Source organism: Streptomyces sp. NPDC054932 (assembly GCF_053610205.1).
Genome location: NZ_JBSGXU010000223.1, coordinates 1 through 12,465, shown reverse-complemented (window position 1 = coordinate 12,465; position 12,465 = coordinate 1). Strand labels below are relative to the sequence as shown.

The 12,465-nt window shown below is 70.8% G+C and carries 13 protein-coding genes and 1 riboswitch; of the genes, 8 read left to right on the top strand and 5 right to left on the bottom strand.

Features of this window, described 5'->3' with window-relative positions:
- Nucleotides 1-96 precede the first annotated feature (96 nt).
- Nucleotides 97-753 carry an AAA family ATPase gene (locus tag ACWGE1_RS35980; protein ID WP_453424671.1) on the bottom strand — a complete coding sequence of 219 codons (657 nt, stop codon included), beginning with the start codon at nt 751-753 and terminating at the stop codon, nt 97-99.
- Between the two features lie 206 nt (nt 754-959).
- Nucleotides 960-1,063: riboswitch (glycine riboswitch) on the top strand.
- A gap of 175 nt (nt 1,064-1,238) precedes the next feature.
- Between ACWGE1_RS35980 and gcvT the strand changes: the two genes are divergently transcribed.
- From gcvT to ACWGE1_RS35955, 5 genes are all read left to right on the top strand, one after another.
- On the top strand, nt 1,239-2,354 hold the full coding sequence (gene gcvT / locus ACWGE1_RS35975; RefSeq protein ID WP_453424670.1) for a glycine cleavage system aminomethyltransferase GcvT: 1,116 nt from the start codon (nt 1,239-1,241) through the stop codon (nt 2,352-2,354).
- Nucleotides 2,355-2,455: 101 nt separating this feature from the next.
- The gene (gene gcvH, locus ACWGE1_RS35970; RefSeq protein ID WP_453424669.1) at nt 2,456-2,836 is read left to right on the top strand and encodes a glycine cleavage system protein GcvH; all 381 of its coding nucleotides are present in this window, start codon (nt 2,456-2,458) and stop codon (nt 2,834-2,836) included.
- Nucleotides 2,837-2,853: 17 nt separating this feature from the next.
- Nucleotides 2,854-4,110, top strand: a complete 1,257-nt coding sequence (gene glyA, locus ACWGE1_RS35965; protein WP_453424668.1) for a serine hydroxymethyltransferase — start codon at nt 2,854-2,856, stop codon at nt 4,108-4,110.
- A 368-nt stretch (nt 4,111-4,478) separates the two neighbouring features.
- Nucleotides 4,479-5,861, top strand: a complete 1,383-nt coding sequence (locus tag ACWGE1_RS35960; RefSeq protein ID WP_453424667.1) for an L-serine ammonia-lyase — start codon at nt 4,479-4,481, stop codon at nt 5,859-5,861.
- Nucleotides 5,862-6,034: 173 nt separating this feature from the next.
- Nucleotides 6,035-6,544, top strand: coding sequence for an AMIN-like domain-containing (lipo)protein (locus ACWGE1_RS35955; protein WP_453424672.1), 510 nt, complete (start codon nt 6,035-6,037; stop codon nt 6,542-6,544).
- A gap of 62 nt (nt 6,545-6,606) precedes the next feature.
- On the opposite strand, the gene ACWGE1_RS35950 is transcribed toward ACWGE1_RS35955, so the two are convergent.
- Nucleotides 6,607-7,320, bottom strand: coding sequence for a flavodoxin family protein (locus ACWGE1_RS35950; protein ID WP_453424666.1), 714 nt, complete (start codon nt 7,318-7,320; stop codon nt 6,607-6,609).
- Nucleotides 7,321-7,432: 112 nt separating this feature from the next.
- Here ACWGE1_RS35950 and ACWGE1_RS35945 point away from each other — a divergent pair, with 112 nt between their 5' ends.
- Nucleotides 7,433-7,981, top strand: coding sequence for a PadR family transcriptional regulator (locus ACWGE1_RS35945; protein ID WP_453424665.1), 549 nt, complete (start codon nt 7,433-7,435; stop codon nt 7,979-7,981).
- Between the two features lie 82 nt (nt 7,982-8,063).
- On the opposite strand, the gene ACWGE1_RS35940 is transcribed toward ACWGE1_RS35945, so the two are convergent.
- Nucleotides 8,064-8,276, bottom strand: coding sequence for an EF-hand domain-containing protein (locus ACWGE1_RS35940; protein ID WP_150259513.1), 213 nt, complete (start codon nt 8,274-8,276; stop codon nt 8,064-8,066).
- Nucleotides 8,277-8,508: 232 nt separating this feature from the next.
- On the opposite strand from ACWGE1_RS35940, the gene ACWGE1_RS35935 reads away from it, so the two are divergent.
- Nucleotides 8,509-9,276: a tRNA-dependent cyclodipeptide synthase gene (locus ACWGE1_RS35935; protein WP_453424664.1), complete on the top strand. Its 768-nt coding sequence runs from the start codon at nt 8,509-8,511 to the stop codon at nt 9,274-9,276.
- Nucleotides 9,257-10,495, top strand: coding sequence for a cytochrome P450 (locus ACWGE1_RS35930; protein WP_453424663.1), 1,239 nt, complete (start codon nt 9,257-9,259; stop codon nt 10,493-10,495). The genes ACWGE1_RS35935 and ACWGE1_RS35930 overlap by 20 nt, the downstream gene beginning before the upstream one ends.
- A gap of 108 nt (nt 10,496-10,603) precedes the next feature.
- On the opposite strand, the gene ACWGE1_RS35925 is transcribed toward ACWGE1_RS35930, so the two are convergent.
- Both ACWGE1_RS35925 and ACWGE1_RS35920 read right to left on the bottom strand, forming a co-directional pair.
- Complete coding sequence (locus ACWGE1_RS35925; protein WP_453424662.1) at nt 10,604-11,791, bottom strand: YncE family protein; 1,188 nt, start codon at nt 11,789-11,791, stop codon at nt 10,604-10,606.
- On the bottom strand, nt 11,788-12,465 hold a 678-nt coding region (locus ACWGE1_RS35920; protein ID WP_453424661.1), incomplete at its 5' end, for a polysaccharide deacetylase family protein. The genes ACWGE1_RS35925 and ACWGE1_RS35920, both read right to left, overlap by 4 nt.

Genomic DNA, 12,465 nt, shown 5'->3' with positions numbered 1-12,465 from the left:
GGGGGCCCCCCCGGGGCGCCCGGGCGGGCGGGGCGCCCCCCCCCCGCCCCCCGCCCCCGGCGGCCGAGCCCCGGCGGCCCGGCCCGGCCGCGGCGGTCAGCCGCGGAAGGCGATCCCCGTCACGGCGGCGGCCGAGCGGCGGTCCAGCAGGGTCGCCGAGGAGCAGCCCGCGGGCGGCCGGCCCGCCTCGGCCTCGCGGAGCAGCCGGGTCACCGCACCCCGGTGGCGGGCGAAGGCGTACGCCGACACCCGGCGGCCGCGCGCGGCCTGCCCGGAGAGGGCCTCCTCGGGGCTGCTGTCCAGCAGGAGCAGGTGCAGCGCGCGGCCCCGGCGGCGGGCGGCGGCGGCGAGCAGGCCGCGCACCCAGCTCTGCGTGCCGCAGTCGTGGACGACCACGGAGGCGCCGGAGCGCAGGATCCGCCACAGCCCCCAGTAGTGCGCGGCCCGCACGAGCGGCCGGTAGACCGCGTACGGGAGCGTCGCGGGCATGCGCTGCTCCCAGCGCTCACGGGTGTCCTGGGAGTCGACGGCCCCGCCCTCGGCGGCCGCCCGCTTGATCAGGGTGCTCTTGCCGCCGCCGGGCAGGCCCGACACCACGACGATGTCCCCGGCCGCGAAGCCGAGCCGCAGCGGAGCGGGCACGGCCGGTCCGCGCAGGTCACGGACGAGGCCGAGGCCGGCGTCGGCCGCCCTCCTGCGCTCGCGCGCCCCGCGCTGCACCGGCACCGCGTCCACGGTTCCCGTCGTCGTCACCACTCCGAATCTCCGCACAGTGTTCGCCTCCCCCGAATCGGGTCACCAGGACCCTTGCCCACTGAGTGTAAAGAGACGGTAATCCGGCGGGCCCGGTTCCGGTCCGCCACTTCGGAGAGGCGCACGAACTTTCGGCCCCCACCGCCCGATCTCGGATATGGCGTGCAATGATGTGCGCCATCTGGACCAACTGCATACCGGCCGCTTGAATCCGCGCGGGAGAGTCCCGGCACGCCGCAAGGCCGTGCGCGGGCGCCGAAGGAGCAAGAACCTCCCTTGAATCTCTCAGGCCCCGTACCGCGTGGATGAGGCAGATCTGAAAAGCGAGCTGCTGCGCAGCTCCACCCAAGGTGCAAGTCGATGAGAAGAACCGGCGATCGGGCGATCGGCGGAACTCTCGGCGAACCTCTCAGGTTCCGATGACAGATGGGGAGGAACGTCCTCGTCATGTCATGTCGATGCCCTGGGACCCGGGAGCCACACCCATGAGCACTGCCCCCCGCCTGACCGCCCTCGATGCGCTGCACCGCTCGCTCGGTGCGACCATGACCGATTTCGCGGGCTGGGACATGCCGCTGCGGTACGCCAGCGAGCGCGACGAGCACAACGCCGTACGGACCAAGGCCGGTCTCTTCGACCTCTCCCACATGGGCGAGATCACGCTGACCGGCCCGGAGGCCGTCAAGGCCCTGGACCACGCACTGGTCGGCAACATCTCCACCGTCGGTGTCGGCCGCGCCCGCTACACGCACATCTGTCAGGAGGACGGCGGGATCGTCGACGACCTGATCGTCTACCGCCTCGGCGAGACCGAGTACATGGTCGTCGCCAACGCCTCCAACGCCCAGGTCGTCCTGGACGCCCTGACCGAGCGCGCCGCCGGCTTCGACACCGAGGTCCGCGACGACCGCGACGCGTACGCGCTGCTCGCGGTGCAGGGCCCGGAGTCCCCCGGCATCCTGGCGTCCCTGACCGACGCCGACCTGGACGGCCTGAAGTACTACGCGGGCCTGCCGGGCACCGTCGCGGGCGTCCCGGCGCTGATCGCGCGTACGGGCTACACCGGCGAGGACGGCTTCGAGCTGTTCGTCGCCCCCGAGCACGCCGTGGAGCTCTGGCAGGCGCTGATGAAGGCGGGCGAGGGCGTCGGCCTGGTCCCGGCCGGCCTGTCCTGCCGCGACACCCTGCGCCTGGAAGCGGGCATGCCGCTGTACGGGCACGAGCTGACCACCTCCCTCACCCCGTTCGACGCGGGTCTGGGCCGGGTCGTGAAGTTCGAGAAGGAGGGGGACTTCGTCGGCCGCGCCGCACTGGAGGCCGCCGCCGAGCGCGCCACCACCAACCCGCCGCGCAAGCTGGTCGGTCTGATCGCCGAGGGCCGCCGCGTTCCGCGCGCCGGGTTCCCGGTCGTCGCCGACGGCCAGGTCATCGGTGAGGTCACCTCCGGCGCCCCGTCCCCGACGCTGGGCAAGCCGATCGCGATGGCGTACGTGGACGCGGCGCACGCCGCGCCCGGCACTTCCGGCGTCGGCGTCGACATTCGCGGTACGCATGAGCCGTACGAGGTCGTGGCGCTGCCGTTCTACAAGCGGCAGAAGTAGCCCCACGCACCACGTCCGCCGTACGGGAACCCGTACGGCGCCGTCTCAGTACCCAAGACCGCAGTTCGTATCCACTCCCCCGCATCCAGGAGAATCAGGTCATGAGCAACCCCGAGAAGCTGCGTTACACCAAGGAGCACGAGTGGCTGTCGGACGCCGTGGACGGCGTCGCGACGGTCGGCATCACGGAGTTCGCGGCCAACGCGCTCGGTGACGTCGTCTACGCCCAGCTCCCCGAGGTCGGCGACACCGTGACCGAAGGCGAGACCTGTGGCGAGCTGGAGTCGACCAAGTCGGTCAGCGACCTGTACTCCCCCGTCACCGGTGAGATCGTCGAGTTCAACCAGGACGTCGTGGACGACCCGGCGCTCGTGAACACCGCCCCGTTCGAGGGCGGCTGGCTCTTCAAGGTCCGCCTCTCGGAGGACCCGAAGGACACGCTCTCCTTCGAGGAGTACACCAAGCTCACCGCCGGTAACTGACACCCCAGGGGACCCTGATGTCTGTACTGAACACCCCTCTCCACGAGCTCGACCCGGACGTCGCCGCCGCTGTCGACGCCGAGCTCGTACGCCAGCAGTCCACCCTGGAAATGATCGCCTCGGAGAACTTCGCTCCGGTCGCCGTCATGGAGGCCCAGGGATCGGTCCTGACCAACAAGTACGCCGAGGGCTACCCGGGCCGCCGTTACTACGGCGGCTGCGAGCACGTCGACGTGGTCGAGCAGATCGCGATCGACCGCATCAAGGCGCTGTTCGGCGCCGAGGCCGCGAACGTCCAGCCGCACTCCGGTGCGCAGGCCAACGCCGCCGCGATGTTCGCGCTGCTGAAGCCGGGCGACACGATCATGGGCCTCAACCTGGCCCACGGCGGTCACCTGACCCACGGCATGAAGATCAACTTCTCCGGCAAGCTCTACAACGTGGTCCCGTACCACGTCGACGAGACCGGCGAGGTGGACATGGCCGAGGTCGAGCGCCTCGCCAAGGAGTCCAAGCCGCAGCTGATCGTCGCCGGCTGGTCCGCCTACCCGCGCCAGCTGGACTTCGCCGCCTTCCGCCGCATCGCGGACGAGGTCGGCGCGTACCTGATGGTCGACATGGCGCACTTCGCCGGCCTGGTCGCCGCGGGTCTGCACCCGAACCCGGTGCCGCACGCCCACGTCGTCACCACCACCACGCACAAGACCCTCGGCGGTCCGCGCGGCGGTGTCATCCTGTCGACGCAGGAGCTGGCCAAGAAGATCAACTCCGCGGTCTTCCCGGGTCAGCAGGGCGGCCCGCTGGAGCACGTGATCGCGGCCAAGGCCGTCTCCTTCAAGGTCGCGGCCTCGCCCGAGTTCAAGGAGCGCCAGGAGCGCACCCTGGAGGGCGCGAAGATCCTCGCCGCCCGCCTGGTCCAGGACGACGTCAAGGCCGTGGGCGTGGACGTCCTCACCGGTGGCACCGACGTGCACCTGGTCCTGGTCGACCTGCGCAACTCCGAGCTGGACGGCCAGCAGGCCGAGGACCGCCTCCACGAGGTCGGCATCACGGTCAACCGCAACGCCATCCCGAACGACCCGCGGCCGCCGATGGTCACCTCGGGTCTGCGGATCGGTACGCCGGCGCTGGCCACCCGCGGTTTCGACGCCGAGGCCTTCACCGAGGTCGCCGAGATCATCGCGCAGGCGCTGAAGCCCGCGTACGACAGCGAGGCCCTGAAGGCGCGCGTCTCCGCGCTCGCCGCGAAGTTCCCGCTGTACCCGTCGCTCTAGGCGGCGCGGCCCTCAGGCGGCAACCGAAGGGCCCGGCCTGGTACGCGCACAGGCCGGGCCCTTTCCGCCCTCCGGGCACGGAGCGGGCTCCCCACCGCTCCGTCCCCCGGGGCTCCGTCCCCCGCCCGCCGGCCCCGGCGTCGTCACGCAGGGCCGGTGGATCACCTCTTTCCCCGCCTCCCGGCGCGGTGCGCGGGTCCCGGGACCGTGGGCGGCACCCGCCCGACCCGTCCACGTAATCCATCCCACCTCGTCCGACCGACGAGACGTTCACTTCGCCACGTTAAGCTCGTCTACCGGACAAAATCCGAATAATCCACCTCTCCTGCCCCCTCCCACCCCACGAGCAGACAAGGGAGTCCGCCACCGTGGCCATCTCCGTCTTCGATCTCTTCTCCATCGGCATCGGTCCCTCCTCCTCCCACACGGTCGGTCCGATGCGGGCCGCGCGCATGTTCGTGACGCGGCTGAAGAAGGACGGCGTGCTGGCCCAGACCACCTCCGTCCGGGCCGAGCTCTTCGGATCCCTCGGCGCCACCGGCCACGGGCACGGCACCCCCAAGGCGGTGCTGCTCGGTCTGGAGGGCCACTCCCCCCGCACGGTGAACGTGGAGACCGCCGACGACGAGGTCGAGCGCATCCGCAAGAGCGGCCGGCTGCGCCTGCTGGGCGCGGAGATAGGCGATGTCCACGAGATCGACTTCGACGAGCCGAACCAGCTGATCCTGCACCGCCGGCGCTCCCTGCCGTACCACGCGAACGGCATGACGCTCTTCGCGTACGACAGCGCGGGCACCCCGCTGCTGGAGAAGACCTACTACTCGGTCGGCGGCGGCTTCGTCGTGGACGAGGACGCGGTCGGCGAGGACCGGATCAAGCTCGACGACACGGTGCTGAAGTACCCCTTCCGCTCCGGCGACGAGATGCTGCGCCTGGCGAACGAGACCGGCCTGTCGATCTCCTCGCTGATGCTGGAGAACGAGAAGGCCTGGCGCACGGAGGAGGAGATCCGCGAGGGCCTCCTGGAGATCTGGCGCGTCATGCAGTCCTGCGTCTCGCGCGGCATGTCCCGCGAGGGCATCCTCCCCGGCGGCCTGCGGGTCAAGCGCCGGGCCGCCGCCACGGCACGCCAGCTGCGCACCGAGGGCGACCCGATGCTGCACCGCAGCGAGTGGGCGACGATCTACGCGATGGCGGTCAACGAGGAGAACGCTGCGGGCGGCCGCGTGGTGACCGCGCCGACCAACGGCGCCGCGGGCGTCCTGCCCGCCGTGCTGCACTACTACATGAACTTCGTGCCGGGCGCGGACGAGGACGGCGTGGTCCGCTTCCTCCTCGCCGCGGGCGCGATCGGCATGCTCTTCAAGGAGAACGCCTCGATCTCCGGCGCCGAGGTCGGCTGCCAGGGCGAGGTGGGCTCCGCCTGCTCGATGGCGGCGGGCGCCCTCGCCGAGGTGCTCGGCGGCACCCCGGAGCAGGTGGAGAACGCGGCCGAGATCGGCATGGAGCACAACCTGGGCCTGACCTGCGACCCGGTCGGCGGCCTGGTGCAGATCCCGTGCATCGAGCGCAACGGCATGGCCGCGGTCAAGGCCGTCACCGCCGCGCGGATGGCGATGCGCGGCGACGGCAGCCACAAGGTGTCCCTCGACAAGGTCATCAAGACCATGAAGGAGACCGGCGCCGACATGAAGGTGAAGTACAAGGAGACCGCCCGCGGCGGCCTCGCGGTCAACGTCATCGAGTGCTGACGCGCAGCGCGTGACGCAGTGTGGGGCCCGGCGCACAAGCGCCGGGCCCCACGGGCGTCCCCGGGCCGAAACGGCCCGGAAAGGCCCCGAACGGCCCGGAACCACCGGATCCGTCATGGCGTCCTAGGCTGTGCCACCGGTCCCCGTCTCTCGAGAATCGAGGGGACGTCATGATCCACGCCCGTCTCCGGCAGTTCGTGGCCCTGGCAACCGGCGCTCTGCTCGCCGCCTGCCTCTCCTTCGCCGCGCCTGCCTCGGCCTCCACCCTCACCTCCACCCCGGCCACCACCCAGTCCCAGACCCCGCTGGTCGTCAACGCCCGCTGGGGCGGCCACGCCACCTTCGACCGGATCGTCATCGACCTGCAGGGCTACGCCCCCACGATGACCGTCACCCCCGTCGCGCAGCTGATCTACGACGGGTCCGGCAAACCCGTGCCGCTCGTCGGGAAGTACTTCCTGGAGATCCGCCTCAACCCCGCCGCCGCGCACAACGACGCGGGCCAGAACGTCTACCAGGGACCCAAGCTCCAGAAGATCTACCTCAGCAAGCTCAAGGGCCTCGCCCTGACCGGCGATTACGAGGGGTACGTGACCTTCGGCGCCGCCTTCGACACCCTCCCCTACTACCGCGCCTACACCCTCCACTCGCCGGAACGGTTCGTCGTCGACATCGCGCACTGACGAACCACCGCCCGGCCGCCGTGTCTCCGACTTCCGTCGCGCCGGTTGCTCCTGAGTGCCTTTCAGCGGTGCTCGGGGTTGGGGAAGTCGAAGCGGCAGCCCGCGTCCCACAGTGAGCGCTGGTTGCCGTGTGCCGGGACGCCGCCCGAGCGCTTGAGCAGGGCCGCCAGGTGCATCAGGTTCCAGGACATGAAGGCGGTGTTGCGGTTGGTGAAGTCGTTCTCCGGGCCGCCCGAGCCGGGGTCCAGGTAGGAGGGTCCGGGTCCGGCCTCGCCGATCCAGCCGGCGTCGGCCTGTGGCGGGATCGCGTAGCCGAGGTGCTGGAGGCTGTAGAGGATGTTCATGGCGCAGTGCTTGACGCCGTCCTCGTTGCCGGTGATCAGCGCACCGCCGACCCGCCCGTAGTAGGCGTACTGGCCCTGCTCGTTCAGCAGGGAGGAGCAGGCGTAGAGGCGCTCGATGACCTGCTTCATCACGGAGCTGTTGTCGCCGAGCCAGATGGGGCCGCACAGCACGAGGATGTCCGCGTCCATGACCTGGCTGTAGAGGACCGGCCACTGGTCGCTCTCCCAGCCGTGCTCGGTCATGTCGGGCCAGACCCCGGTGGCGATGTCGTGGTCGACGGCGCGGACGAGCGAGGTCCGGACGCCGGCGGATTCCATGACCGCGCGGCTCCTGTCGATCAGGCCCTCGGTGTTGCTGGGCTCGGGCGAGCGTTTGAGCGTGCAGTTCACGTAGAGGGCGGTCAGGTCCGAGTAGTCGTATGCGGCAGCCACTTCCCCAGCGTCGGCAGTGGGGCCCGGCGCCGCCACCGGGCCGCGCCCGTCCGGGGACGGCCGTCCGGAGGCGGCTGCGCGGCCCGCGCCGCCGCAAACCTAGGATGGCGCCATGTCCCTGCCGCACGCCATCCTCACCGCCCTGCTCGAGAAGCCCTCGTCCGGGCTGGAGCTGACCCGGCGGTTCGACAAGTCGATCGGGTACTTCTGGTCGGCGACGCACCAGCAGATCTACCGCGAGCTGGGGCGGCTGGAGGAGTCCGGACTGATCCGGGAGCTGCCCAGCGAGGTGCCCGTGCGCGGGCAGAAGAAGGAGTACGAGGTGCTGCCCGCCGGCGGCGCGGAGCTGGCCCGGTGGGTGGGCGAGAGCCAGGACCCCAAGCCGATGCGCGACCCGCTGCTGCTGCGGATCCGCGCGGCGGGTGTCGTGGGGCCGCAGGGGCTCGGTCCCGAGCTGCGGCGCCACCTGGAGCTGCACCGGCGCCAGCTGGCGCAGTACGAGGCCATCGAGGAGAAGGACTTCCCGCCCGGGCGGGACGCCGTGGAGGACCGGCTGCGCCGGCTCGTGCTGCACGGCGGGATCGCCCTGGAGACGTTCTGGCTGCACTGGCTGGAGGAGGCCCTCGGCGAGGTCGAGGACATGACCGGGCCGCAGACCTGACCCGGTACGCATGCCGGGGCACGCGCCGGGCGCACGCCGACGCCCCGCTCCGGCGGACCGGGGCGGGGCGTCGGCGGAGGGACTACTTGTTCAGGGAGGCCCAGAACTCGTCGAAGCTCAGCAGGCCGTCGCCGTTCGCGTCCTTGGCGGCGATCACGGCGTCCGCGACGGGTCCGGTGACGAACGGGTCACCCATGGCCGCCATGGCCGCCTTGAACTCGTCGGCCGTGACGAAGCCGTCACCGTTCACGTCGAACTTGCCGAACGTCGTCCGTGCGCTCTCGATGTCCGCCACTGGGTCCACTCCTTCTTGATGCCTTGTTGACCGGCTCAGGGTAGCGGCCTGCCCCGTCCGCCCCCGACTCGGGTCCCGTTCGGGCGGCAGAAATGATTTCAATTACTCCCCCGTAATGCGGAATCGACAATTCCGAGCAAATAGATCCGGATTCCACTTGTCACGCTCCGGGGCTGCCGCATAACGTAGTGGCATTGCCGCCACACCAGGAGCGCAGGGCTCCCAGGGACAAGTGGCAACAAGGGCGATCAATCAGGTGACGATCACAGCTGACGCATCATTCGAAGTTCTGCCCTTCACCCGCACCTGCCGCCATATCTGGGAAGACGGCGACCATGTGCTCATCGGAGTGAGTCCCGGAAACAGCTACTTCAGTTCCGAGCGCATCGCCGGCCTCGCCCGCTGGGCCGCGCCCCGCTTCGCACAGGTCGACTTCGTCTACGCAGACCTCCACGTGGACCGGATGTTCGCCGCCTGCGGCTACAGCCCGGAGCACGCGCAGAAGCGTGCGGCGAAAGAGATCAAGGCGGTGCGGCGGCGGATCCTCAAGGGTGTCGAGGAGTCGGGCACCCCGCACACCGGAATCCGCGTCAGGGCACTTTCCGAATTCCAGTCGAACCCCGTCTACCAACTGCTCCACCGCCGCGTCCTGCATTTCCTGGAGACCGACGATGAATTCCGCAGGGGCTGCGAGGAGATGGCCCTGCATTTCGTCGGTTCCAAGTTGCCGGAAGGTGAATCGATCACGACCGAGCAGTTGCAGGTCTGTTTCGATTACATGGCGGCCGAGCTGCCGTTCTTCGTGGACACCCCGAGCATTCTCGACGTGCCGTCCTCGGTGGCGGCCTACCACGTCAGGATGCCGCTGACGGACGTCCTCTTCGCGCGCGGCGGGGGCCTGCGCGCGACCCGCAACCAGGCGTACGCCGTCGTACGGCCCGAGGCCGTCGTGGACCGCGCACCGACCGGAAGGACCGTCGATGAGCGTCGAGCAGCTTGAGGGCCGGGGGGCCGCGGAGCAGCCGCTCCTCGACTTCCCGCTCTCCCGGCGCGGCGACGCGCTCCCGCAGGAGTGCGCCTGGCTGCGCGAGAAGGCACCGGTCGCCCGGGTCCGCACGCTCACCGGTGACCCGGCCTGGCTGGTGAGCAGCTACGCACTGGCCAAGCAGGTGCTGGAGGACGAACGCTTCAGCCTGAAGGACACGGCGAACGCCGGGGTCCCGCGCCAGTACGCGCTGACGATCCCGCCCGAGGTCGTCAACAACATGGGGAACATCAACAGCGCCGGGCTGCGCAACGCCGTGATGAAGGCGCTGAGTCCGCGCAGGGACGGACTGCGAGAGCTGCTGCGCGCCAGGGCGGGCGAGCTGGTCGACTCGATCGTGGCCGAGGGTGGCCCGGCCGACCTCCGGGCGGGGTTCGCCGACCCCTTCTCGGCGGCCCTGCACTGCCAGGTGCTGGGGGTGCCGTTCGAGGACTGGCGCCGGCTGATGTCGGGGCTGGACGTCGCGTTCATGACCGCGCGCGAGCCGTTCGCCGACTCCGCCCTCAACTGGTACAAGGACGTGGGCTACTTCGCCGGGCGGCTGGGCGCCCAGCTCGCGCTGGACCCCGAGGAGCGTACGGGGCTCCTCGGTACGTTCGCCGGGCTGAAGGAGGCGGACCCGGAGTCGGCGCACCTGACCGACGACATGTTTGCCACGGTCGCCGTCTCCCTCTTCGGTGCGGGCGCGGTCTCCACCTCCGCGTTCCTCACCCTCGCGGTGCTCGCGCTGCTCCAGCGGCCCGAGCTGATCGGGTACCTGCGCCGGCACCCGGAGCGCATGGGTGCGGCCGTGGAGGAGCTGCTGCGCTGGAACCTGTCCGTCGGCGACGGCCTGCCGCGCATCGCCCTGGCGGACATCCGGGTCGGTGACGTGCTGGTGAAGGAGGGTGAGCTCGTCCTCGTCCTCCTGGAGGGGGCCAACTTCGATCCAGAGGCCTTCGAGCGTCCGGACGAGCTGGACCTGGAGCGCGAGAGCGCGAACCCCCATCTCGCCTTCGGCGCGGGCCGGCACTTCTGTCCGGCGTCCGCGCTGGGCCGGACGCATGCCGAGATCGCGCTGGAGGTGCTGGTCGAGCGGCTGCCCGGACTGCGGCTCGCGGTGCCCGCCGAAAACCTCGTCTGGCGCACGGGCTTCATCAAGCGACTGCCGGAGCGCCTTCCGGTCGCCTGGTAGCGGCCCGCGGTCCGACGGGCCGGTGGCGGTGCCCCGGGGGTTGTGCGAGCTCCCGGGGCACCGCCGTGCCGGGCGCGCGGTACCCGGTGGTCGTCACCCGCTCCTCGGCTAGCGGAAGATGCCGGTGTGGCCGAGCGAGTAGCGGCCGGGCTGTGGGTACACGGCGAGTCCGTGCGGTCCGCCGCCCACGGGGATCCGGGCGATCTGCTTGCCGGTCTGCGTGTCGAGCGCGTAGACCTCGGAGTTGTAGCGGCCCGACAGCCACAGCACCTTGCCGTCCGCGGAGACCCCGCCCATGTCCGGGCTGCCGCCGTCCGGCAGCGTCCACTTCTTGGTGAGCCTGTTCTCGGGGAAGTTGAAGACCGAGATGGTGCCCTCGCCCCGGTTGGACACGTACATCTCCTTGGAGTCGCGGCTCACGTAGAGGCCGTGACAGCCCTTCCCCGTGGGCAGCAGCTTGGGGGTCTCGAACTTGTCCCCGCTGAGCACCCACATGCCGTGCGCCATCATGTCCGCGACGTAGAAGGTCTTCCCGTCCGGGGAGATCTTCACGTCCTGCGGCATCGCACCCTCGAACGGCAGCTTCTGCTGGCCGACGACCTCCATCCGCTCGGTGTCGACCTTGAGCAGTTCGCCGGAGAACTCGCAGCTCACGATGAAGTAGCGGCCGTCGGCCGAGAAGTCCGCGTGGTTGACGCCGTAGCAGGTCACGGGGACCGTCTTCACCCGGTCCATCGTGTGCGGGTCGCGGAAGACCAGCTCCTTGTCCATCGAGGCCATGACGATGGCGTACTTGCCGTTCGGCGTGAAGTACAGGTTGTACGGGTCGTGCACCTCGACGGGCTTTCCGGCCTCCCCGGTGGCCGGGTTGATGGGGGTGAGCGTGTGGCCGCGGTTGTTGTTGACCCACAGGGTCTTCAGGTCCCAGGAGGGGACCACGTGCTGGGGCTGGACACCGACCGGGATGGTGTCGATGACCCGGTAGGTCGCCGGATCGATGACGGACACCGTGTTGGAGCCGGTGTTCGGCACGTAGACGCGGGACGGGAAGTCCTTGACCACGGGAGAGAGCTTGTTCGGCCGGTCCGCCGCATAGACGTCGTTCGGATCGAGGACCGGAGGCATGCCGGGCAGACCGGGCGGGGCGGCCGGCACGGCCTTGACGGGCTCGGCCGGGCCCTTGGTGCCGAGCGCCTCGGCGGGTCCCTTGCCGGCTGATCCGCAGCCGGCCAGGGCGGCGAGGGCCAGACCTGCCAGCAGCACGCCGGCGGTCCTGGTAGGGCGGGGGGTCGTCATGGGGTCAGCAGCTCCGTGGTGGTCACCGCGCGCAGTTCGCGGCGCGCGAGTTCTTCGAGGAGGGGAGGCATCGCGTCGACCGTGTCCGCGTAGCCGAAGTGCAGGCTCACCACCGATCCGGGCCGGATCGTCCCGGTGACGGTGCGGATGACGGCCGCGGCACCGGGCGAGGTGAAGTCGAGGGAGTCCACGTCGTACGAGAGGACGTGCGGGTAGCCCGCCCGCTGGGCCAGCTTCCGGACGAGCGGCGTCGCGTACTGGGTCCGGGAGGGCCGGAACCAGGTGCCGATGGAGCCGGTGAGCCGCTTCAGGCGCTGGGCACAGCCGGTGATCTCGGCGTACGCCTCCGCCTCGGCCATGTCGTTGATCGCGAGGTGGCGCTGGGTGTGGTTGCCCAGCTCGTGGCCGCCGTCGAGGACGCGGCGGGCCAGCTCGGGGTGTGCGTCGAGCCAGGATCCGATCGCCAGTACGGTGACCCGCGCGCCGCCCTTCTCGGCCGCGGCCAGCACCGCCCGGGCGATGGCGGGGTCCCCGTTGCCGTGGAAGGTGAGGGCGACCCGCGGGCGGTCGCGCGGACCGTGGCCGATCTCGACGGGCTGCCCGGCGAAGCGGCGCGGGGCGGCGGCCGGGGCCACCCGTGCCGGGCGGTCCGGGCGGGCCGGGCGGGCCGGACC

Bases quoted from the DNA above. Each gene is read 5' to 3' on its own strand.
- gcvT (WP_453424670.1), top strand. From the start codon at position 1,239: ATGAGCACTGCCCCCCGCCTGACCGCCCTCGATGCGCTGCACCGCTCG.
- gcvH (WP_453424669.1), top strand. From the start codon at position 2,456: ATGAGCAACCCCGAGAAGCTGCGTTACACCAAGGAGCACGAGTGGCTG.
- glyA (WP_453424668.1), top strand. From the start codon at position 2,854: ATGTCTGTACTGAACACCCCTCTCCACGAGCTCGACCCGGACGTCGCC.
- ACWGE1_RS35945 (WP_453424665.1), top strand. From the start codon at position 7,433: ATGTCCCTGCCGCACGCCATCCTCACCGCCCTGCTCGAGAAGCCCTCG.
- ACWGE1_RS35930 (WP_453424663.1), top strand. From the start codon at position 9,257: ATGAGCGTCGAGCAGCTTGAGGGCCGGGGGGCCGCGGAGCAGCCGCTC.
- ACWGE1_RS35925 (WP_453424662.1), bottom strand. From the start codon at position 11,791: ATGACGACCCCCCGCCCTACCAGGACCGCCGGCGTGCTGCTGGCAGGT.